Consider the following 22,556-nt stretch of genomic DNA (forward strand, 5'->3'; position numbering starts at 1 on the left):
CGCCACTCAGTCCATTCGGTGAGTGCAAGCACTCGGTGAATGAAACTGCGTTCGACTTGCATGTATTAGGCACGCCGCCAGCGTTCGTCCTGAGCCAGGATCAAACTCTCATGAAAGAATTTAATTGCTCATTTGTTTGCCAAAACTGGCGTTGTTATCACTTGTCCGTGATTTTGAATTGTTGTTTTAATTTGCTCCGTCAGAAACAAATTAACCCTACACATTTGGTTCGTCTTTATTGTTCAATTTTCAAAGGTCACTCGTTAATCGCTTGCCGCGACAACTTCTATATAATATCACGAGCGTTTTTAACTGTCAATAACTTTTTTAAATATTTTTTAAAAAGTTAATTAAGATTTATTTAAAAGTTGTTTAAGACTTTTTAACAAAACGTCGTAATGAAGTACAAGAAACATATTATCATAGGGTGTATGATCGGTCAAGCATTTTTATAAAAAAAATTAATCAATTTTATCTAATAAATTTAGCGAAGCAATAACTCCGTTTCTGTTTCACTGCTTCGCTAAATTTTTATATTTTAAGCTTCTATTTTTTCAATACCATTCATATATGGTACCAATACTTTTGGAATAGTAATAGAGCCATCTTCGTTTTGATAATTTTCTAAAATCGCTGCAACTGTTCGGCCAACTGCAAGACCTGATCCATTTAATGTATGTGCCAAGCGAACTTTACCATCTTCATCTCTGAAGCGGATTTTTGCACGACGAGCTTGGAAGTCTGTACAATTTGAACATGAAGAAATTTCACGGTATGTATTTTGAGCTGGAATCCATACTTCTAAATCATACGTTTTAGCTGCTGAGAACCCCATATCTCCAGTAGATAAAGCTAAAACACGGTATGGCAATTCCAATTTTTGAAGAATTTCTTCTGCGTTTACAACCATTTTCTCTAACTCATCATATGAACGATCAGGATGAGCAAACTTCACCATTTCAACTTTATTAAATTGATGTAAACGGATTAAACCACGTGTATCTCGTCCTGCTGATCCAGCTTCTGAACGGAAACATGGACTTAATGCAGTTAAATAGATAGGTAATTCTGTTCCATCAATAATTTCGTTTGAATAGTAATTTGTTAATGGTACTTCTGAAGTTGGAATTAAAGTTAATTCACGTTCACCTTTCATTTGAAAGACATCTTCTTTAAATTTAGGAAATTGTCCTGTACCATACATTGTTTCCGAAGTAACAAGTACTGGCGTCATCATTTCAGTATATCCTTGTTCATCGACGTGTAAATCTAGCATAAAGTTAAATAGTGCACGTTCTAGTCTCGCACCTAAATTGCGATAAAATAAGAAACGACTTCCTGAAATTTTAGCCCCACGCTCAAAATCTAATATATTTAATTCTTCTCCCAATTCCCAATGTGGTTTTGGTTCAAAATCAAATGTTCGCGGAGTTCCCCAACGTCTCACTTCTACGTTGTCTTCTTCATCTTCACCAACTGGAACAGAATCATCTGCTAAGTTAGGAATAATTGAAGCAACGTAATTGAATTTTTCTTCAATAGTACGTAACTTATCATCTTTTTCAGCAATTACTTTCCCTAAATTTTGCATTGCTTCAATTTCTGCTGTGGCATCTTCTCCAGCTTTTTTCTTTTGTGCGATTTCTTTCGTTTGAACATTTCTTTCTTTTTTCAAATCTTCTACTTCTACAATTAACTTGCGACGTGTCTCATACAAATCTTTGTATTCTTCAACTAACTCCATATTAATACCACGTGCTTTAAATTTAGGTGTTAATTCTTCCATATGATCCATTACATATTTCGTATCTAACATATTATTTCCTCCTTGTTTAATAAATTTTGAAATGAAAAAAGCTGTTTCATCGTCCTATTCTCACGAATAGGGACGACAAAACAGCGTATCGCGGTACCACCCTTGTTCAATAAACATAACTATTTATTGCACTCAACTGGGTTAACGGGCCAACCGCAATGATTTAATCGACGTTTTCATCATTGACACACTTTACGGATTCAAAGACTTTCAATATTAGTTCGCACCAACCACTAACTCTCTGTAAAGAAAATATCTTTTACTATTTAAAGTGAAAGTTTTAATTGTTATCTTGCATTATATTATACACGGTTCATTCTTAATTGCAACCGCATTCGTTACATATCTTCTTATTTTATATCATTCGATAATTATTTAAATTTACGCCATAAATCATGGAGATATCTTGCAATAATATTAGCTTCTTTTACTTCTTCAGCAGCCTTTATTTCAACTGTCGTACCACCATTGTCTTCAGATAAATAACCTAGTTCATTGTCATACCTTATTTGCGCTTTTCCGATGATTTGGCCTTTTTTAATTGGTGCAACTATTTTATCTTCTTCCATCTCAAGTGTATTTGCCGGCTTTACTCGTACGTCCATATTTTCTAAATGAGTCATTCCTTTTGGTAAAAGTAATTTAACAGCATCGCCATAAGCGAGTTTAACTTCTGATTGTCGCCCTTTGACTATTTTAAACGTCTTATTATCTATTAATGCGTCTTTTTTCATCACTCGCATCGGTTCATATGCTTCAAAAATGTAGTCATATAAACGAGCGGTTTCCGAAAAACGTAAGCCAGATTCTTTCGCGCCAATCACTACACTAATTAAACGTGTATCACCACGTTTCACTGTCCCAATGAATGCTGCTCCAGCCCCTTCAGTAGTCCCCGTTTTTAATCCATCGACACCTTCATAATAAAATTCGTGTTGAGGTAACATATGATTAAAACTTGTCATAGTCAAAGTAGTAATTGAATCTGCTCTAAATTGAACATTATCCAGCGAAGCTAATTCTAAAATTTCTGGGTAATCATCTATAATATGCTTACCTACCAATGCTAAATCTCTTGCACGCATTTCATTCTCTGCGTCATCAGGAAGCGACGTCACTTTATATTCACCTAACAATGAATTAGTCAATCCAGATGCATTAAATAGTTGATAGTCCGTAATTCCCCAATTTTCCAGTAAAGCGCCCATTTTCTTAACAAAATCTGCTTCGGTTCCTGCAAGATATTCAGCTAAAGCCACTGCCGATGAATTAGAAGAATACACCATCACTGTTTCCATTAACTGTCGTACAGTGTATGATTCGACTTCACTTAATGGAACATTAGACAAATTATAATTTTGACTTAAACGATGTGCATATGGACTAATCGGTACAACATCATCCCATTGAATCGTTCCCTCATGAATCGCATCCAGAACTAAATATGCTGTAATAATTTTCGTCATTGAAGCAATTGGTAGCCGCTCATCACCATTTTGTGATAACAAAACTTGACCGCTTGTTTCATCTGCTACTAACGCAGCTTTCGCTTTGATAATTGGTGCTACTGTAACTACTTCAGCAGCCTCTACTTTTTTTGGTTGTTGAGTTTGTTGAAATGCACCTAATAGTATAAAACTTACTAATAAACATCCGATGTAACGAATCCTGTCAAATGAATACTTATTCATCTTAATGAACAACCTCCCCTTCTATTTACTTGCTTATTATAACGAATTGACCTAACAAGAACAATAAAGAATCCTACTCTTTAACCAATCGTTTGTAATTAAATTTTCCTATTTATACAAAAAAAGAGAAAAGATAAATCTCTCTTCTCTTTAACAATTAGTTTCTATTCTATTTCTAGCTCGCTAGATTCTCGATTCGATTCATCTATGGGTAAATAAATCGTAAATACAGTTTCTTGTGCCGACGATTCTACGTCAATTCGTCCTCGATGCAGTCGCACAATATTATCTGATATCGCTAATCCTAAGCCTGATCCACCCGTTTCAACCGATCTCGAGCCTTCTACACGATAAAATCGTGTGAATAATGAATCTAAATTTTCAATTGGAATGGCTTCCCCATTATTAGCAATTTGAATCATTAATTCTCCTAGTTCACGATCCACTTCATAATTAATTCGAATATAAGTAGCCCCTTCACCATACTTTAAAGCATTAGTAATGATATTACTAAATACTCGAACCATTTTGGCTGGATCAATTAGCACCATTAAATCATCAGATTCTACTTTCTCATCTAACCGAATTTCAACTTCTTTTCGATTAGCTTCCCATTCAAATTCTGCAGAAATTTGCTCTAAAAATTTCGGGAAATTTAACAGTTGTTTATTCAATTGATTTTGTACACTTCTCGTCGTTGTATACTCAAACAAATCATCAACTAAATGACGCATTTGCTGGGCTTTCTTAGCCGCCACATTGACATATCTTATTGCTTCTTGTGCATCTTCATATCGGCCATCACGTACCAAATCTAAATAGCCGATTATAGATGTGAGTGGTGTTCGAATATCATGTGATACATTCGTTATAAGCTCATCTTTTGATTGTTCAATCCGTCGTTCTTCTTCCATCGCTTCTACTGTATTTCGTACAATAGCATTAATAGAATAGACTACTTCACCCAATTCTCCCTTAATTTGAAACGGAATTTGATAATTATAATGTCCATTAGCAATATAGTGCAACTCTTCTAATATATGGAATAATTGCATTTGTCGAATACGTCGAGCTAAGCGCCAATAAATCACAATAATTCCTAAAATAAGACAACTAATATCAAAAGCCATCCGATAAGCCGTCCAATTATGCAAACTAATATCAAATGTATCTAAAAAACCATTTTGTTGAAAAACTAACTGCAAATATAAACCGAGAAATTGTTGCATAATCAAAGTAATACACAAATAAATCAGATACATTAGTGCAGCTGTAAAAATACCTTCAAAAATTAATTCACTTTTTTCGCGCTTTGAAAGTTTTAAGCGAACGGATTCATCTCGTTTCAACAAATCACGATTCAATTTAACGTTCATCGATCTTATACCCAACGCCCCAGACTGTTTCAATTACTTTATTTCCATCAGTAGCTTCAGCAATTTTATCCCGTAAATGACTAACATGTACCATTACTGTCTTAGCAGAAACCACTGCATCTTGTTGCCAAACAATCTCAAAAATTTCATCTGCGCTAAATACTTGGTTAGGATGACTGGCTAGTAAATATAAAATACCGAATTCTAAAGCAGTTAACTGAATTTCTCTTCCTGTTAATGTAGTAACTTCATGTGACGATTTATTAATCATCAATGGTCCAATTTCAATTTGAACCGGTGAGTCATCTTCACGCTTAATATGGCTTCTTCTTAAAAGTGATTTAACACGTGCAACTACTTCTAACGGATTAAACGGTTTTGTAACGTAATCATCTGCTCCAGTCGTTAATCCTTGAATTTTGTCCATATCAGTTGATTTAGCACTTAACATAATAATTGATAAATCTCGATTAGTTTCACGAACTTCTTGTAATACTTGTATTCCATTTTTCTTTGGCATCATAATATCTAAAATCATTAACGCAATATCATCATGCTCCGATAATTTAGTTAGTGCTTGTAACCCATTATAGGCTTTCACTATTTCAAATTGCTCATTTTTCAAGTAAATCGTTAATAAATCAACAATCTCGCGATCGTCATCTACTATTAATATTTTCATTTACTTTATCCTCCTTTTATTCTTCATCTTTATCGTATCAAAAAAATAAATTTTTCGCTGTTTCTTCGACTTTTTTTAACTCTTTTTTATTCTTTTGAAAAAGATATTCTCTAATGATTGTTTTTTTTGCTCTTAAGTGTTAACTTATATAACAATAGTAATTGCCTAATTGATTAATGTTATACTTTTTTCAATTTTAGTGCAAAAATTTTAAGGAGGTTATCCTGTGACAAATTGGGATCAAAAATTTCAAAAAGAAGGTTTAACGTTTGACGATGTTTTATTAATACCTCAAGAAAGTCATGTATTACCAAACGATGTTGACTTGAGTGTGGCTTTAGCACCAAACTTAAAATTAAATATTCCACTTATTAGTGCATCAATGGACACTGTAACAGATAGTAAAATGGCTATCGCTATGGCTCGCCAAGGTGGATTAGGTGTAATTCATAAAAACATGTCAATCGAAGAACAGGCACAACATGTTAATGTGGTGAAACGATCAGAAAGCGGCGTAATTATTAATCCTTTCTTCCTAACACCTGATCATTCTGTACAAGACGCCGAGGAATTGATGTCTCGTTACCGTATTAGCGGAGTGCCCGTAGTTGATACAATGGAAAATAAAAAACTAGTTGGTATCTTAACTAACCGTGATTTACGTTTCATTACAGACTACAAGATCTCGATTAAAGAAGTGATGACACATGAAGATTTAGTAACTGCGCCGATTGGTACCTCTTTAAAAGAAGCAGAAAGTATTTTACAACAATATAAAATCGAAAAATTACCTTTAGTTGATGAAAACGGAACTTTATCCGGTTTAATTACCATTAAAGATATTGAACGTGTTATTCAATATCCAAACTCTGCCAAAGATGAACACGGTCGCTTACTCGTTGCTGCCGCTGTTGGGGTAACAAGCGATACATTTGAACGTGCTGCTGCGTTACTGGAAGCTGGAGCCGATGCAATTGTTATCGATACTGCTCATGGGCATAGCGCTGGGGTAATTCGTAAAATTAAAGAAATTCGTGAAACATTCCCTAACGCCACTTTAATTGCTGGAAACGTTGCTACTGCTGCTGCAACTCGTGCATTATTTGATGTAGGGGTTGATGTTGTTAAAGTAGGGATTGGACCTGGTTCCATTTGTACAACACGTGTCGTTGCTGGGGTAGGTGTACCTCAAGTGACAGCAATTTTCGATTGTGCACAAGCTGCAAAAGAATATGGTAAAACTATTATTGCTGATGGAGGAATTAAATTCTCTGGTGATATCGTCAAAGCTCTAGCAGCTGGTGGTCATGCTGCAATGTTAGGTAGTTTATTGGCCGGGACAGACGAATCCCCTGGTGAATTCGAAATTTTCCAAGGTCGTCGTTTTAAAACTTATCGTGGTATGGGTAGTTTAGCTGCTATGCAAAAAGGTTCTAGCGATCGCTACTTCCAAGGAGAAAACGAAGCTAATAAGCTTGTGCCTGAAGGTATTGAAGGACGCATTGCCTATAAGGGAAGCGCTCAAGATGTCGTCTTCCAAATGGTTGGTGGATTAAGAAGCGGTATGGGATATGTTGGGGCTAAAGACTTAGAAGCTTTACGTGAAGAAACACAATTTGTTCGAATGACTGGGGCTGGTTTAGCTGAATCTCACCCACATGATGTTCAAATTACTAAAGAGGCACCTAATTATTCAATTAGTCGGAATTAATCATAACCAATTAAATCCGATTATAAACACCTATATATCAACATTTTTTACTTTTACTAATCAAAACTAATTAATATCGAACAACATTAACGTATTCAAATACGTATTCAAAATATGCGCCAGCACAAATAAAAAGAGGCTATCAAATCGATTAGCCTCTTTAATTAATTTATTATACGTCTCTTTTTCAATAAAAACAGGTGAAATGACTAAATGAACATCTCACCTCGTCATCAACCCGTTTTGACAAAGAGGCTTAAAAAAGGCCTCTCACATAATTAGATGCGATACACCAAATTTCTTTAATAATTTGAATTGTAATTAATCGTAAATCTCGTTCTTTTTCCATCTTTATTTCGTGTTTTAATTTTTCCAAATCTTTTCGCAAATAATTTGTTGCATCTTCTGCGTTTAAACGGTTGTTTAATGTAGTATTCAAATGATCTCTTAGATATTTAATACTGTCATCAATTAAATAATTATATTCCATATATTCTTCTCCTTCTTTGATCGTTTGTATAATTTCTTCTTTAAATTTCTTTACTTTTTCACTTTCAGTTATTTGCATACCAACAACTTTTAAACTATCTGCAAAGGATATCACATTATTTGACATTCCGGTCGTCAGTACTGGTGAAAGTGCTTTTGTGCTCTCCTGAGCATGTACTGTACCATTGCCTGCACCTAACAACGCAAACCCTACTGCACACGTCGCTACGCCAAGCTTTAATTTTTTTACATTATTTTTTGTCATATCCATGAATTTTGTTCCTCCATTTAATTTTTTTAGTATTTATATTTATTTTTCGTTTACAAATATATCTTACACTTCTTATTGTGTCAATATTATTTGTATAAAAATATAATGAAAAAAACCATTTAAAACAAATGAAATTTTAATGGAAATAAACACAAAAAAATAAGGCTACCCAAATGGATAGCCTTTTTAATTTAATCTTTGATAAAGCGTATACAGCTCATTATCATCTAGTTCTGGATACAATTTATGGAAACCTTTGTGTTTGTAGAATTTATCATACATATTTTTCCTACATTCCAGTATAAGCATTCTACCACCTGTTATTTTTTGCGCCTCTTTCAAACGTGTATAGCACTCATTTAATATTACTTCCCCTGTTATATTTTCCTTTGAATATTGATCAGAACGACCCAATTGACCTATTAGAAAAGCAAAATAACTTTCTTTTTTATCGCGCCCAGGAATGTTCCCTAACAACTTTTTCTTTTTGTTCTTACTCATCTCGCTTATATCTATTGATGTCTGACCAATCGTAAAAAAAGCCATTATTTTTATTTCTGCCTTTTGAACTAATGGTTTTTCTTCTACAATCAAATATGTTTTTCCTAAATTAGTATTATCATATAGTATCGCTTTGTTCACTAAAAAATCTTCCAAATCTAATTCTCGCTCGCACTTGAATTCAGAAAAGGAAGATTTTAATTTTTCTTCAACAGTTTCATTTTCGTAACTAAGTAATTCACTCAATGCTAACACAACATATTCCATTTATTTTACCTTCGCTAGTAATTGTTTTTCAAACTTCTTAACGTGTTCAAATTTGGAATCAAAATCTTCAGAACTTTTACTATTTTTAGTGCGCATTACTTTAACAAATCTTTCTTGTTCTTTTTGGCTAAGTTTAAACGATTTTGTAAAGCTTGAAGTTGCCATTTCAATTCCCTCCTTCATTTTGTTTCTAAATGTATCATAGACTATACAAACATTTATTTCAATCATTTCACAATATTTTATCCATACATTTTATACATTTCTTATATTTTATGTAATTTCAGCACAAAAAATAAGGCCATCCGATTGGATAGCCTTTTTATATTGCCTCTGCGCAAGGACTTTATATCCTGGTCCCCGTAGAGATTGCAGGACTAATCACTTATTAAAAATAAGGTTAGACGAGTCCGTCCGGTCATCATTATTGACTATATTATACCACATTACGCAACATTTTTGTAGAAACTGTTACGTGTTTCTTCTATAATATATCGTCATTTAATCCCAATTGCCTCAATAGCATGCTTCGCCAGTTCATCATACAACGCCTGTTGCTCCTCTAACTCTAACTCCGCACGTTCTAACTGGTGATACGCTCCAGTTAGTTTAATTTCTAAATCGTTATTTTTATCAATCAACGCTTGCTGCTTAGCTAGATTAACCAATAGCACAATCATTAAAACTGCACTGATAAAAGTTAAAACAATGCAGCTCATTTTATAACGTCTTAATTTCTGCATGGCTAATCCTCCACTAATTTATAACGTTTGCCGTTGACTGTCACTTCATTGATCAGCACATCAACAGTTTGTTCTTTTAATTCTTCTTGTTTTATCTCTTGCTTTTGTTCGATGCGCGGTGGTGTCGACGCTGGCGTAGCTGCATCTTGTGGACGTTTAAATCCGTCAACGTCTTGTTCGAGCAACCAGCCAATGTATGTAGCTCCGTCGACTAAAAGATAAGCTTTTTTGCTATAAGATTTGTTAACTGATTTTGTTTTAACAACTTTAAACGACTTGCCAATAACAATTGGATTGATATTTTCTCCTGTTTCCCATTGTTTTGCCTGTTTGCCAATCTTAACAGTTTGCTCTGTGCGTTGTACGCCATTAACTAAATCATTTACTTTATTTTGGACAATGTCAGGATTGTAACCAGCTGACTGCAATTTTTGTACACGTTCAGAGCCATTTCCCCATAAGCCGTTTAAAACTTCTTTAGCGACTTCTTCTACCGACTTATTAGCTTTAGTAGGAGTTCCACCTGCTGCATACTTAGGTCTAGCATAGCCTTTAATATACGCACTATTCAAAGGATAACTCGACCGTCTTACTTGAGATGGACTGCCTGCATTGCCTTCAATCGTATTCACACGACCGTTAGATACGCTCTCTACAAATCCAATATGGTCTGCAAATCCACGAGCGCCTTGCCAATCAAATGTGATAATATCGCCTGTTTTTGGTGTGTTTAATCCAATCCATATTCCCATTTGTTTAAAGATATTAATATGACGCTCTACGCCACACTCACGACCAATTAACTTACTAATGCCTAATTTAATACCAATAAAGCTAACAAAGCAATCACACCAATCATCGTGATATTTGAGTGCATAATACATTGGCAAAGGCTTCACGCTATTATACGTGTCCACAATTGATTTGTGCGTGCTACTATACATGCCAACGCCTAAATATGATGCTGCGGTATTAATGACTTGTTGTGCCGTTACTGCCATTTGATTGCCTCCTTTTTTTAAATCTATATCGTACTGTTTTAAGTTGTGCTCGTTTATCGTTTTGATTATTTTTTCGCTATAAATGGTATCGGTTGCATAAGTACCGGTAAGTGCTTTAGCTTGTTCTTCAGGTGTTTTAGCTTCTAATACGGTCTTATAATGTACTTTGCTAAATGGTGTATCAAACATTTTTTCGTGGTCAATAACCGATGCCTCCATTGAGTCATAAACTTTAAAACGATCCACAACTTCATACAATTCGCCATTACCTTTATCTTCTTTGGTTTTCATTTCTACAACTCTTCCTGTATAACTAGGTAAAGCTTTCATCCCAAAAAAGTTAAAATAAATAGCGGACAAGGTCGATTGACCCCATCCGCTCTCTAATATCGCTTGTGCGATCGTGACGCTTGGGAAAATATTCCGGGCGTGTTTAACTGCTAGTGGTGCTATTTCATCTATAAATGTCATATGGTTGCTCCTATTTAGTCAACTCATCTAATACAACATCATAAGTATCGTTCATTTCTTTGACCGCTGACTCAATCAACGTTTGCGCATCAGTTTGACTGATTGCAATTCCGCGTTGGTCTAACGCGTGGAAGAACATCTCAATCGCTTTATTTAGTTTTTGTTTGCCGTGTAACGTGTTATAAATTTGCTCCGTCGCTTGCACTGTGACCATGGCCAATGTACGTGCTACCTCAATCTCTTTGTTATCCTTGCTTGCACGCAATTCATTACTCTTGTCCACGATGTATCGACGCAACCCACTCGCTAAAACACCAATTACAACTACTAATACACTAATTACACCGTTAATTATCGCTTGTTGAATCATTTCCATACTTTACGCACTCCTAATCTTTATGTTTTTTGAATGGTAATCTTAAACACTCATTATAGATTTGCTCACCTGTACCATTGCCACCTAAGTTTTTGTAACTCTCGAATACAGATGTGATTTCGTTTCTTTCTGGTACGGTCATGTACCCTTGGTCTAGTATTCTGTTGCACTCCTTTAACAGATGTACCTTTAATAAGCTTCGTATGCCGTTTCTAATCGCTTTTTGCTCTTCTAACTGTTCCAATAACGCCTTTGTGGAACGATTGCCTAACCACTTAAAAAGCCCTGTTATTAAAGCAACTACTGTACCTATTATCGCTGCACTTAATTGCGCATTAATTTCTACAATATAGTTATGCCACATCATCAATCCCCCTATCAAAAAAGCGCCCATTTTGGACGCTTAAAAATTATGCTTCATCAATCATGAACTCTAATCCACTATCGATTAAAATCTCACGTACTGCTTCTTTTAGCTTATTAGGCACTTTACTAAAAGTGATTTTTTCGAGAATCACACGTTGTGCAAAAAACATCGCCATCATGTCGTCACCTCCTTTAAATAAAATATAGAAAACTAATTTAAAGCGATTAATCATATAACATCATCGCCATTTCTTGAATCAAATCCTCGTGCATCTCATTTTGAGATTCTAAGACTTTAATTTTAGACTCGAGTACGTCTACAAGACTTGCAGATTTATCTGGTTTAATTTCAACCAATTGATTGATTTTTCCGTCAATTTCAAAATCGCTAATTGGCATTTCAAAAGGTTTCGGAAACCGTTGTGCTTCCGTTGCTTCAAAACCGATGGGCTTAATCAACGTAATCAACCAATCATCATCCATCCAATCAACTTGTTGGACATACTCGTTAAATTCATATTCTTTTTGTGGATTTAATTGACTCAAATCAAAAAAGACCGTCTGCTGACCGTCTTGAACTTTCAGTATATTGTTTTGATTGATTTGGTAATCAACCTGTCTGCTATCGTCAACGATTGGGCTATAAATAAATTGCACTATTTCCACCTCCCGATTGCTGTATAGTTATAGGTTTCATTGCTCATATTTCTAACTCCTGCTGTAATAAAATATACATCAAAATTTTCTCTATTAACGCCACCATGCGCTATCATGGTTGACCCTGAAGCAACAGAAACAGAAACCGCCACATCAGTTGTTTTAAAATTAATTGGATAAACAATCCTTTTATAGTTCGTACGATTTAAACCGCCGTGACCTAAACTTGAGGTCATTCCAACTTTTCCTCTACCGTGACAAATAGCTAATCCATTATCAAAATAATAATAGTGTCCGTTAGCATTAGAGCCCATTCGAACAATTTTATTTAATTTAGATTCGATTGCTTGCGCTTTATCATTTATATTTGCTGCTGTAGCAAAATTTTTATTGTCTAAATCTTTTTTTGTAATGTATTTATTTTTATCCTTGTCGTAGATACCATTTCCGAAAATTTGTACGGCATTTGGAATTTCGCCGCGACCTAACATCCCAATCGAATCGTCATCTGCTCCAAAAGCCATTACAACACTTGTTGGCGCTAATGTGATTATTCTTTCGCGGTTATAATACGAATCAGAAATTGTCAATCGAACGTCGTAGGCAACTGATGTTTCGAATGTGCCACTTAAATAAGGATTGAGATTAAATGTTGACTGCGTTGTCGTGGATTCGTATTTAGTTATCCAATTGTTTTTTCCTGCTTGACTAGTAGCTACTTTTATACTTAACTTATCTGCGCTTTTTGTTTTAAAAAACTTACCGCCCAAAAATACTCGAGCAAGAGTTGCATTGGGGTCACCACGAACAACTCTAAACGCAGTAATAGTAGGTGGATCGTACGGTTTGACTGTCACTGTTTTACTTTTACTTGCTTTACGTCCACGCGAATCAGTGACTTCGACATTTGCTGTCAAACTTCCCGACTGGCTAATTGACGTAAAAACAGGGTTTGTACCACTTTGTACACGTCCATCAAAACTTGTTTGAATTGATTGGATTGTACTACCGTGCATCCCTTTTGCTCTGATATTGAATTTAATATCACTTAGTAATTGATAATATCCATCTAAATATCGCCCACGAGTTCCCACGTCATTAAAACTGATATCATCAATTGTTGGTGTGATGTATGATGGGAACTTAACAGTCGTGTATTGTGTTTTAGATCCTATTAATCGATTACCACTATAAGTATCGACAATGATTGCCATTCCGTTTTGAGTAGCGTTTGGAATCAAATCAATAAATTTTGTAGGCACTTGATAATCATAAGTCGTGCTATCAATCATGCTTGCAATATTGCCCTCTGTGCCTGCATAGCTATATCTTATCGAATGCTTGAAATCACCTGATTTACGATTGATTTGAATTTTTAAATTGCTACCTGCGTCTACCGTTTCGGGTAAGTTAAAATCACTACCCCTAAGCAGCGTTGGTAATGACATTGAACCTTTAATGGCCGTTTGTCCCCTGTGCGTCGTTAAATACACTTCGAACGTAAACGACTTTGTACCGTCGCTATTGTGAGTCACTTCAAACGAACCCGTTTTAAGTGTCTGACTACCATTTCTTGGCACTTTATACGGAGTAGATGTATTAAAAATAGTTTGACCATTCGCATACATTGAGAATGGTTGAGGCACTTGATTAAATGGATAGCCTCCTCCAACGGACTGCAAATAGATCTTGTAGTTAATTCGGGTACGATTGCTTGCAACGTCTTGACTTGCTACGTCTAAATCAATTTTAAATTGCGCATAAAATCCGCCCGGTTGGTTACCGATATATGTTGCCACTAAAAGCACCTCCTAAACATTCTTGACGATGTATGTATATCTTTTACCATTGACTGTCTCTTTTTTGAACGAATGATAAGCAACATCAAAAACACCCGTCACAGTTGCGTTGGTGATATGCATTTGGTCATTCGTAAACCAAGCAACCGCCTTATCACCAGAGATAATTTCTAGCCGATCGTTGGCTAATCTTAGCTGCACCGGATCATCAGCTTTGCCAATCAACACACCTTCCTCGCCAAAAAACAGATAGGTTTTAATCGCTTCGAGCGTTAGCTTACCTTTGCCAACATTTGCTTCTATGATTGCGATTCTATCTCTCAACGCAAGTCCATTGCTATCAACGGCCATTTTTAAAGCGTCCAAATATTCTTGTTGTCGTTTAACTTCATCTAAATTTTTATTTAATTCGTCTGGTGTTGGTAAACCTTCTAAAATAACTCGTAGACTTTGTTGATCGGCACTTAAACTATTTAATTGATTGCTTATTTCGTCACGTAGATTATTTACTGCTTGTTCGTCTCCGACATATACCCATTTATAATCACTTGGGTCTGTGCTTGGACTGGATGTGTTGTCACTGTACATCCCCAAAAAAGTACGATTAGTGTCCGTTAAACTAAAATCAATAATTTTTCCTTGTGTGTCTTTATTTGCGTACGCTTGATGTACATAACTGTTTTGACCATCTTTACCAGGTAAACCAGGTCGTCCATCTTTTCCGGGTCCACCTGGATCACCTTTAATTTTTGTCCATTTATATAACTTAGGATCCAATGGGGCTTCTTCCGATTGAGAGGTATATATACCCATGTATTCCTTACCTTCAGGATTAAAGCTAAAATCTATAACATACTCGCCAGCAACAACACTCGCATATGCAGTATGCAAATGTGTTTTCTTAATGACATCTTGCCACTCTAGTTGTCCTTTATCGTTGTAAGTGTAAATCTTGTTGATTCCATTTTCTTCCCAACGCCATACGTCGCTGTACCTTGCACCTTTAGGTTCATCTTCCTGGTTAAAAATTTGGACTGACAAGTCTTTAATAAGATAGTAAGCCATTGCCATTTCTTCGTTGCCCTTCATTGCGATGCAGCGAAAATCGCTCTCAACTTCAATGTCTTTGTTAGTCAATTTAAGCGTTGCTGATGTTTCTGTTTTGTGCGTTTCGTTCCAAACTTCGTCGCTTGCTTCGTTTAAATAACTTTCACGCGTCCATTCAAATTTGTCTACTTGATCAGTAACGTCTAAGCCGCCACGTGTAACTGTTGCAGTCAGTGTCGTTTCAATTTTTCCGTTTTGAAACACGTTACCCCTGCTACTATCGATTGTTAAAACAAAAGGTAGTTGATTAAAGTTAAACGTATACTCTTTAAGCAAACCGCTTAAACGACTCAACTCTGCACTGATTCCGCTTGGCAACTCCTCAAAATTACTTAACTCTACCACGTTCTGTGTTTGGTCACTTTGACTTTGTCGTAGCTCGACTACGCGTGCCTTAATGTACAAACCTTCATCTTTCGTGTAAAACTGGTGGTCGACAATCGTGACAAAGTCACCTAGTTCAACACCGTCGGGAAAATAGTTAAAATCGACGCTATAAGTCACTTTTGGTGCGTTTCGATTCTTTAACTGCCTTAGTGTTTCGTCAAACAGTGTTTTTTGCGACTTTGCCTCGGACTGATAAGTCTTTAAAATATAACCATTCTCCGAACGATCATCATCCGCCCACTGCTCTCCTGCTTGTCTGTCGTATAACACACCATTTTTGGGGTTGACGTAATACCGTTCGTCATCATACGTATAGCCTTTTAGCGTTAAGTGTTTATCACCTTCCGCTTGCCCTACTCCTTTTAAAGCAGTAGCTAAATCAGTAATATCAGCGGTACGCTTTACGCCTTTTAACTCACATCCAACTTCTAAACGTTGTCCAACGTCTTTTCCTCGACGTTTAAAAATATCAACGTATTTATAGATGGCCTTGTTGCCACTAAATCCATAATCGTAAGCTATCTCTATATCAAAACGTTTAGCAATCTGATCTAATCGCTTAGCTTTCGTGACGGTTTCTGTCCACTCTAGTGTTTGTTTTAAGCCTCCCGATTGATCTATTCGAATTTGCCAACCAGTATCTTTTCCTAGTGTTTTCTTAATAAAATCAACAACTGATCCGTTTAGTTTAAATCCATCGATTTCGCTGTTTAGTAATTGACGACTAGCATCTTCTGCAATAACTTCTACGACATCCACATCACTGTCAACGATTGAAATTTCAAATTTCTTATATCGTCCATTTTCCATTAAGTACAACAAACGATTACCCTCTTTGACGTGAACACTATCTGGATGGCTTTTATCGAATGTCACCGTTAATACACTGACACCCGTATCAACTTTTGTCGTGACTAAGTCATTGTAAAAATGTAGTCCGTCTGGCAAATCATAGTTAGCAACTGCTAATGTATTCTCTTGTCGATCTAATATGTAAATCATAAAAACACCTCACGATAAGTCACTTTTACATCCGGTTTTGTCGCAAAATCTGAAACAGACACAAACCATTCGGCTTCACCTGGTTCAACATACAGCCCTTTACTCCCGGGCTTGATTGCTCCTAGCATAGGCAAACCGTTTCTTTTAGCCGTTCCGTCGCGCATATCAATTTGGATTACATCTCCAGTTGACATCGTGTTATCAAAGTTGTAATGCACATCTTCATAACTACTTATTCTCACGTCGTAAAAATGGTTAATTGTAAACGCTGGGTGTTTGTCAAATTTTCTTGAAAATACAATTACGCCATCAATCAATGTGTCAACGTGTTCTCGAGGCACATGACGGCTGACCGTGTACGTTTTATTATTCACTCGATTTTTAAATTTAAAGGTGTATGTTTCGCCCACTTTTTCAATGCCAAGCGTTCCATAAAAATCGACGAAGTAACTTGTTGTGCTTCCAGTAACCGTTTCATGCTTACCATTTATCCCAAAAGTTGGGGTCGTGTAAACGCCATTTCCTGTTTTATTAATTGCAATATAAGCAATCACTTTCCCTTTTGACATCAAACCAAAAAAGATGCCACCTTGTTGATTCGGATTGTCCACTTTTACGATCAAATCAGCTTCTGCTCGATAATTTGTGTTCGTCATTTTGAAGTTTCGCATTAAACTTGGTCCAGCATGTTTGCCTGTGGTATCGCCATAATTCGCACCAAATCCAACACGTGGTTTTCTTGTTTTAAAAAACTTGCCCGAAAAATAATAACTTGGATTAATTAATGACGGATTGCCTGTCGTCCACAGTGAAGCATCTTCTAAATTGTCATGAAACGCTTGAATGAATTCTTGTTTTGTTTCTTCGTCAACTTCTGATGGGTCGCCTAATTGATAAGTACCGTGGGGGCTAGTTAAAGCAAATAGCCCGTTGTCGCTCTTCATCGTTGTTTCGATAATAGGATAATAACGGTATGTCCCATCATTTTTTAGTTTGATTAAATCGGCGGCAGGAAATTCTTGCGTTTTCTCTTTTATGCCATAAGCTACACGCTTTCCATTATGAGTTTTAACGCGTTCAAAATTCATCTGAACATGTACAACTGATTGTCTTTCTTCATCTCTTGCATAGCTAAGATGTTCAGTATTCAACCGAACCGGCCAGTATCTATCCGGATAAATAGAAATGTACAAGTGGTGAATTTCTTGCCGGTTGAGTTCGTGAACTAAAATATCTCGTTCCTTTGCATAATCGTTTGTATGCATAATGAATCGAAACACCCAATCATCTGTATCAGAATCAAGAAGAAGCCCCCAATCAGGAGCTTCAACCAACCCCATATTTCGTGTTAATTCATATTCATTTAATTTAATAATTACATCTGACATCATCCAAATTCACCTACTTCTCTGTGTTTTAATCGGTTTGTTCGTTGCCTGTTCCGTTCAAGCACCCTGCCAACTTGATAAGAGTCCAACTTAATTTCAGTGTCTGCTAGTTGCTGTCCGAACTTTTGCATGATACGAACTAATTCATCTAGTCTCTTTTCAATGTGTGTTGTATCGGTAGATTGAATAAACGTGTCGTTATTACGTGTTTCAGAAAGGCTTGCTAGTTGTCTTACCTTTTTAGCGTTCTGTGGGATACCGATTCCGTCAGCGTAATGTGGGAATAATTTTCTTGTTTCATAAGCTTTCAAGACTTTTGACCCTCTCGGTAAGTCGGGTAAGAACACATCGCGTCCTTCGGGGATAAATGGTGTTCCACCCTTTGGTATAACTAATTCTCTATATACAGGCCCTTTTTGGTCGTTAACAATTGCATGACCACCAGGGTGATAATTAGTACCTCTCGCGTTTTTTCTTCCTGTTACTTTTTCATATACAACTCTTAGTGTTTTTGTAATTACATTACTGATATCACTGAACGCCCCTACAGCAGCTCTTGCATCATTCGCAGGTCCAGAAGCGTTATCATTCGCTTTCAATTTTTTAGTAGCCGGATTGTTATTGTTAAAGCGATCTAACGCTGATACACCTGTACCCGATGCACTTACTACACTTTGTGGGTTACCTTGTAAGAATTTAGTTGCTGGATTATTTGATGCGTAACTGTTTAATGCGTTCTGCCCTGATTGAGAAGCGCTCGTAACATTCGAAGCGTCTCCGGTTAACTTCTTCACTTGTGGTTGCAGCGCATCATATTGCTGAACGGTTAGTGTGCCGTCTGCTACTTTCGCTTTCAAATCCTCGTTATTCGCAAGCATTTGTTTCACATCGTTTGGCAAGTTCATCCAGGTAGTGTACGTGTCGGTTGATTCTAGAACCTTCTCAAGCAGCCCTGGATTATCAACTATTAACTGTTTGGTTTGTTCAGGTAAACCGTTCCAACGCTCTAACATTTCAGAAGAGCTTTGAATCTTTTGAATTGTACCTGAATTATCAGCTTTCAACTCTTTCACTTCGGGTTGGAGTTCGTCCCAAAGGCCTAACTCAAAAATCGCCCCCGCCAATTCTTCTTTTGTGTTAGATTGTACAATCGCTTGTTTCTCTTCGATGGATAATTCGTTCCATTTACCTGTTTCAGATAAGGCCTTGTACATGTTCACACTGAATTTGTCATGTAAGATGGCTTCTTTATCTTCCCAAGCCATGCCGTCCCAGTAGTCGTTAGCAATAGCAGCTTCACCTATTACACGTCTAGCATTTGAATCTAGATCTGCATTATGAACGAGCAGTTTCATCTCGTTCCATTTAGTAACATCCTTTGTTGCATCAATCACCGCTTCGCGCATATTCGTTTTAACTTCCCCTGTTTTCTCGTCAAGGACAATACTGTTCCACGCTTCTGCGGCTTTTCGTCCGGATTTACCTGCCATGTCGGCTACACCGTCAATATCTTTAACAAGTGACAATGCATTATCTAAAAGTTTTTTGTTGCTTGCTAATTGTAATCGGCGCATTTCTTCTGTGCCGTCTAGCACTTTACCGTTTAGCAAGTTGAACTTTTTAGCTAACTCTGGATATTTATCAACAATTGCTTTAATTTGAGAATCTAGACCATCTACCATCGCTTTTTTCGATGTGTCAAAATCTTTAATAATTTGGTCTATCATTTCTTTTGATAAGCCGTTATCTTTTAATTCTTTGCGCATCGATTCTCTTGTTTTAGTCCATTCTGTTAACATGGATTCTCTTTGTTTGCCTAGCGATTTCACCCACTCTGTGGCCTGTTCTTTCGAGGCGTTTCTCACGTCACCGGTCATTGCAGTTAATATCCGCTTACGTTCTTTTTGACTAACACTTAGTGTATTGACATATTCTTCCGCAGAAGATTTATATAGGTTATTAATACGGCCAAGCTCTTCCTGTGTTACTTGTCGGTCATTAGCCATTGCGTTTTTTCGAATTTCACTAATCTTTTGGGTATTCTCTTTAATAACGTTTAAAGACTGTTCGAGTTGAGATTTCTGTTTTTCAATGCTCCGTTTAGTCGATTCGTTAACAAAATCAGGTAGATTATCCAAGGCTTTTTGCATACCTTTGATGCGTTTTGTTATGTTATCTTCAATGGAGTTACCAACTTGTACAAAGCTGTCGGCCATTGCACCTGTATCAGTTTTTACACCTTGTGACATGGCAGAAATAGCGCCTTGACCTTGCAACGTTGTATCTTGTATTTTAGTCAGTACTTTGTCGGTTTCTTCTCCAACGTCTGTTCCCCAACGCTTCACACGTTGAGACGATTCATACAACTGTTCACCAAACATTTTCCAACCTAAATAGATTGCTCCGCCAACACCGATTGCTGCGGCGATTGGCAATAACACACCACTTAATCCACCTAATGCAGTTGTCATTGCTCCAATGCCTCCTGCGCCAGATGCTGCGCCTGCTGCGCTCCCGAGCTGAACTGCTCCAGCGGCACTTTGTCCAAGTGCACCAGCTAATTGTTGAGCGGGTACCACGCCACCTATTAAAGATTTAGCCATGGCATCCATCGCTCGTTTTTTAGCAAATTGTGCTGTTAATTCAGCAAACCCTTTTCCTAATGTTCCGATACCGCTTGTTAGTTTTCCTGTTACATTTAGCACAGGACCAACTGCAACACCAAAAGCGATCATTTTCATAATCATTCGTTGTGTCTTAGGGTCAGCTTCACTGAATTTACGTGCTAAGTCGCCTAGGTTTTTTATTAAAGGTTTTGCACTATTTAGTCCTTCCCTTAGCGCATCAACAAAAGGTCCGCCCAATTCAATTGCTGCATCAACTGCTTCATTTTTTAGCATTTTGAGTTTAGCTTCTGTCGTTTCATAACGTTTGCTAGCTTCTTCTGTTAAGGCAGTATTTTCTTCCCAGGCTTTGTTACCCGTTCGCACTGCATCACTAAATACACCTGATGCGTTTGCTGCGCGTAGTAAGCTATCGCGCAACCGTACTTCGGTAATACCCATATCATCTAACACTTTAATTGCTGATGTTCCACGTTCCTCTGCATGGGCTAAACCTTCAACAAAAGAAAGTAAGGCTTCTGTTGGGTTAGATTTGAACATTTCTGAGAATTTTTGTGAAGTCATTCCAGCGACTCGTGCAAAATTATTTAAAGATTTACCGCCTTTTTCGGTCGCTAATTGCATTTGAACCATCACTTTTGAAAATGCAGATCCGCCAGCTTGAGCCTCTATTCCAACACTTGAGAGTGCTGTAGCTAATCCTAAAATTTCACCGTTCGTCATACCGATTTGATTACCTGCCCCGGCTAATCTAAGTGCCATATCAGAAATTTCACTTTCTGTTGTTGCGAAGTTGTTTCCTAAAGCAACAATAGTAGAGCCTAATCGGTCAAAATCGTTCTGTGACATTTGAGTAATGTTAGCGAACCGTGCTAAAGTGGTTGCTGCTTGTTCAGCGCTCATGTTCGTTGATTCGCCTAAATCAATCATTGTTTTAGTGAATTTCACAACGTTTTGCGATTGGATTCCCAGTTGCCCTGCCGCTTCTGCAACGGATGCAATCTCTTGATGACTAGGAGGTAATTCTTTAGCTAAATTGCGCAATCCTTGTTCTAAATCACGGTATGAATAAATCACACGTCCATTAGCATCTACTACTTCATCGTTGGTTTTCTTTACGCCAGCAAAGGCTGATTCCCACTTAATCGCTGCAGTCGTAGCAGCAGTAACTGCTCCAGTTAGCGGAACAGTTAGTCCTCTTGTTAAAGAACTACCTACACTGCTCATTTTATCGCCCACGCTGATTAGTTTTTCGCTGCTTTTATAAAGCTTTCCGGTCCAACCTTCTGTTTTTACTTGTAATTCTGCCATCGCTCCAGCAGTATCTATCAGTTGTTTCTTATAGGCAGCGAGTTTTGCTTGCGCGTCCATTAATTCTGCAGCAATTCTTTTTGATGAGTCGGTTAGTTTGCCATCAACAAGTGAGCCCTCATAAGCTTCATTCAAAGCGCGCACTTGTTCTTCTTGCGCTTTAATCATGCTTGATAAACCTTTAGAACGTGCTGTTAATTGACCCATTCGGTCGCCTGCTAATTGTGCGGCTCTTGCATTGGCTTGCATTTCTTTTGATAAGTAACGAATTCTTTTTCTCGAATTGTCAACACCTTTACCAAAATCCGCATCATCTAAATTTAAACGGATCATCATATTACCCAATGGTGTTCCTGTGCTCATTAAAGTCCTCCTTTCCTCAATTGATTCACTAGATTAGATAGTGGTTGAATCGCTTTCTTTTTTCTTTTCCCCGTTGTTTTAGCAAGCAAGATATCATCCACATCTAAACAGTCAGTTTGCATTAAATCTCTAATTGTTGTTCCTGGAACAGACTGAA

At 36.9% G+C, this 22,556-nt stretch carries 19 protein-coding genes, 1 rRNA gene and 1 other annotated feature; of the genes, 1 reads left to right on the forward strand and 19 read right to left on the reverse strand.

From position 1 onward, the window contains the following. From L866_RS0101205 to L866_RS0101225, 5 genes are all read right to left on the reverse strand, one after another. Positions 1-116: ribosomal RNA gene (locus L866_RS0101205) — 16S ribosomal RNA — on the reverse strand; the annotation flags it as partial. 422 nt (positions 117-538) lie between these two features. Beyond that, a complete protein-coding gene (gene serS / locus L866_RS0101210) occupies positions 539-1,816 on the reverse strand; it encodes a serine--tRNA ligase (protein ID WP_025728360.1) in 1,278 nt (425 codons plus the stop codon). A gap of 65 nt (positions 1,817-1,881) precedes the next feature. Next, positions 1,882-2,101, reverse strand: a binding site (T-box leader). An 86-nt stretch (positions 2,102-2,187) separates the two neighbouring features. Continuing rightward, positions 2,188-3,507, reverse strand: a complete 1,320-nt coding sequence (locus L866_RS0101215) for a D-alanyl-D-alanine carboxypeptidase family protein (protein WP_025728362.1) — start codon at positions 3,505-3,507, stop codon at positions 2,188-2,190. A 164-nt stretch (positions 3,508-3,671) separates the two neighbouring features. Further along, the gene (locus L866_RS0101220; protein WP_025728364.1) at positions 3,672-4,883 is read right to left on the reverse strand and encodes a sensor histidine kinase; all 1,212 of its coding nucleotides are present in this window, start codon (positions 4,881-4,883) and stop codon (positions 3,672-3,674) included. Continuing rightward, a complete protein-coding gene (locus tag L866_RS0101225; protein ID WP_025728367.1) occupies positions 4,873-5,565 on the reverse strand; it encodes a response regulator transcription factor in 693 nt (230 codons plus the stop codon). The genes L866_RS0101220 and L866_RS0101225 overlap by 11 nt, the downstream gene beginning before the upstream one ends. 226 nt (positions 5,566-5,791) lie before the next feature. Between L866_RS0101225 and guaB the strand changes: the two genes are divergently transcribed. After that, positions 5,792-7,276, forward strand: coding sequence for an IMP dehydrogenase (gene guaB / locus L866_RS0101230; protein ID WP_025728369.1), 1,485 nt, complete (start codon positions 5,792-5,794; stop codon positions 7,274-7,276). Positions 7,277-7,532: 256 nt separating this feature from the next. On the opposite strand, the gene L866_RS0101235 is transcribed toward guaB, so the two are convergent. The 14 genes from L866_RS0101235 to L866_RS09785 form a co-directional block, all read right to left on the reverse strand. Continuing rightward, on the reverse strand, positions 7,533-8,036 hold the full coding sequence (locus tag L866_RS0101235) for a hypothetical protein (protein WP_025728371.1): 504 nt from the start codon (positions 8,034-8,036) through the stop codon (positions 7,533-7,535). 186 nt (positions 8,037-8,222) lie between these two features. Then, a complete protein-coding gene (locus L866_RS0101240; RefSeq protein ID WP_025728373.1) occupies positions 8,223-8,804 on the reverse strand; it encodes a hypothetical protein in 582 nt (193 codons plus the stop codon). Further along, a complete protein-coding gene (locus L866_RS09430; protein WP_156919493.1) occupies positions 8,805-8,969 on the reverse strand; it encodes a hypothetical protein in 165 nt (54 codons plus the stop codon). It lies immediately after the preceding gene. Between the two features lie 332 nt (positions 8,970-9,301). Continuing rightward, positions 9,302-9,547, reverse strand: a complete 246-nt coding sequence (locus L866_RS0101250) for a hypothetical protein (RefSeq protein ID WP_025728375.1) — start codon at positions 9,545-9,547, stop codon at positions 9,302-9,304. 2 nt (positions 9,548-9,549) lie between these two features. Next, positions 9,550-11,019, reverse strand: coding sequence for a glucosaminidase domain-containing protein (locus tag L866_RS08300; protein ID WP_025728377.1), 1,470 nt, complete (start codon positions 11,017-11,019; stop codon positions 9,550-9,552). Positions 11,020-11,029: 10 nt separating this feature from the next. Beyond that, positions 11,030-11,395, reverse strand: coding sequence for a phage holin, LLH family (locus L866_RS08945; RefSeq protein ID WP_025728379.1), 366 nt, complete (start codon positions 11,393-11,395; stop codon positions 11,030-11,032). Between the two features lie 13 nt (positions 11,396-11,408). Beyond that, positions 11,409-11,759 carry a hypothetical protein gene (locus L866_RS08950; RefSeq protein WP_025728381.1) on the reverse strand — a complete coding sequence of 117 codons (351 nt, stop codon included), beginning with the start codon at positions 11,757-11,759 and terminating at the stop codon, positions 11,409-11,411. 46 nt (positions 11,760-11,805) lie between these two features. After that, a complete protein-coding gene (locus tag L866_RS09780; protein WP_281170788.1) occupies positions 11,806-11,940 on the reverse strand; it encodes a hypothetical protein in 135 nt (44 codons plus the stop codon). A 46-nt stretch (positions 11,941-11,986) separates the two neighbouring features. Continuing rightward, on the reverse strand, positions 11,987-12,418 hold the full coding sequence (locus L866_RS0101275; RefSeq protein ID WP_025728383.1) for a hypothetical protein: 432 nt from the start codon (positions 12,416-12,418) through the stop codon (positions 11,987-11,989). Further along, complete coding sequence (locus tag L866_RS0101280; RefSeq protein WP_025728385.1) at positions 12,418-14,217, reverse strand: DUF859 family phage minor structural protein; 1,800 nt, start codon at positions 14,215-14,217, stop codon at positions 12,418-12,420. Before L866_RS0101280 ends, L866_RS0101275 begins: the two co-directional genes overlap by 1 nt. 12 nt (positions 14,218-14,229) lie before the next feature. Continuing rightward, the gene (locus tag L866_RS0101285; RefSeq protein WP_025728387.1) at positions 14,230-16,713 is read right to left on the reverse strand and encodes a phage tail spike protein; all 2,484 of its coding nucleotides are present in this window, start codon (positions 16,711-16,713) and stop codon (positions 14,230-14,232) included. Beyond that, entirely contained in the window at positions 16,710-18,101 is a 1,392-nt protein-coding gene (locus L866_RS0101290; protein WP_169729060.1) for a phage tail family protein, read from the reverse strand. Before L866_RS0101290 ends, L866_RS0101285 begins: the two co-directional genes overlap by 4 nt. Then, positions 18,101-22,399: a phage tail tape measure protein gene (locus L866_RS0101295; protein WP_025728391.1), complete on the reverse strand. Its 4,299-nt coding sequence runs from the start codon at positions 22,397-22,399 to the stop codon at positions 18,101-18,103. Before L866_RS0101295 ends, L866_RS0101290 begins: the two co-directional genes overlap by 1 nt. Continuing rightward, positions 22,399-22,521, reverse strand: coding sequence for a hypothetical protein (locus tag L866_RS09785; protein WP_281170789.1), 123 nt, complete (start codon positions 22,519-22,521; stop codon positions 22,399-22,401). Before L866_RS09785 ends, L866_RS0101295 begins: the two co-directional genes overlap by 1 nt. Between the last annotated feature and the right edge of the window lie 35 nt (positions 22,522-22,556).

Origin of the sequence: Atopobacter phocae ATCC BAA-285 (genome assembly GCF_000526675.1) — a bacterium.
GTDB classification, from domain to species: Bacteria; Bacillota; Bacilli; order Lactobacillales; family Aerococcaceae; genus Atopobacter; species Atopobacter phocae.

What these genes read in the sequence shown, in the direction of transcription:
- L866_RS0101295 (WP_025728391.1), bottom strand. Translation starts at nt 22,399, where the DNA reads ATGAGCACAGGAACACCATTGGGTAATATGATGATCCGTTTAAATTTA.
- L866_RS0101235 (WP_025728371.1), bottom strand. Translation starts at nt 8,036, where the DNA reads ATGGATATGACAAAAAATAATGTAAAAAAATTAAAGCTTGGCGTAGCG.
- L866_RS0101225 (WP_025728367.1), bottom strand. Translation starts at nt 5,565, where the DNA reads ATGAAAATATTAATAGTAGATGACGATCGCGAGATTGTTGATTTATTA.
- L866_RS08950 (WP_025728381.1), bottom strand. Translation starts at nt 11,759, where the DNA reads ATGTGGCATAACTATATTGTAGAAATTAATGCGCAATTAAGTGCAGCG.
- L866_RS09780 (WP_281170788.1), bottom strand. Translation starts at nt 11,940, where the DNA reads ATGATGGCGATGTTTTTTGCACAACGTGTGATTCTCGAAAAAATCACT.
- L866_RS09430 (WP_156919493.1), bottom strand. Translation starts at nt 8,969, where the DNA reads ATGGCAACTTCAAGCTTTACAAAATCGTTTAAACTTAGCCAAAAAGAA.
- L866_RS0101290 (WP_169729060.1), bottom strand. Translation starts at nt 18,101, where the DNA reads ATGTCAGATGTAATTATTAAATTAAATGAATATGAATTAACACGAAAT.
- L866_RS08300 (WP_025728377.1), bottom strand. Translation starts at nt 11,019, where the DNA reads ATGACATTTATAGATGAAATAGCACCACTAGCAGTTAAACACGCCCGG.
- L866_RS0101220 (WP_025728364.1), bottom strand. Translation starts at nt 4,883, where the DNA reads ATGAACGTTAAATTGAATCGTGATTTGTTGAAACGAGATGAATCCGTT.
- serS (WP_025728360.1), bottom strand. Translation starts at nt 1,816, where the DNA reads ATGTTAGATACGAAATATGTAATGGATCATATGGAAGAATTAACACCT.
- L866_RS0101285 (WP_025728387.1), bottom strand. Translation starts at nt 16,713, where the DNA reads ATGATTTACATATTAGATCGACAAGAGAATACATTAGCAGTTGCTAAC.
- L866_RS09785 (WP_281170789.1), bottom strand. Translation starts at nt 22,521, where the DNA reads ATGCAAACTGACTGTTTAGATGTGGATGATATCTTGCTTGCTAAAACA.
- L866_RS0101240 (WP_025728373.1), bottom strand. Translation starts at nt 8,804, where the DNA reads ATGGAATATGTTGTGTTAGCATTGAGTGAATTACTTAGTTACGAAAAT.
- L866_RS0101215 (WP_025728362.1), bottom strand. Translation starts at nt 3,507, where the DNA reads ATGAATAAGTATTCATTTGACAGGATTCGTTACATCGGATGTTTATTA.
- L866_RS08945 (WP_025728379.1), bottom strand. Translation starts at nt 11,395, where the DNA reads ATGGAAATGATTCAACAAGCGATAATTAACGGTGTAATTAGTGTATTA.
- L866_RS0101250 (WP_025728375.1), bottom strand. Translation starts at nt 9,547, where the DNA reads ATGCAGAAATTAAGACGTTATAAAATGAGCTGCATTGTTTTAACTTTT.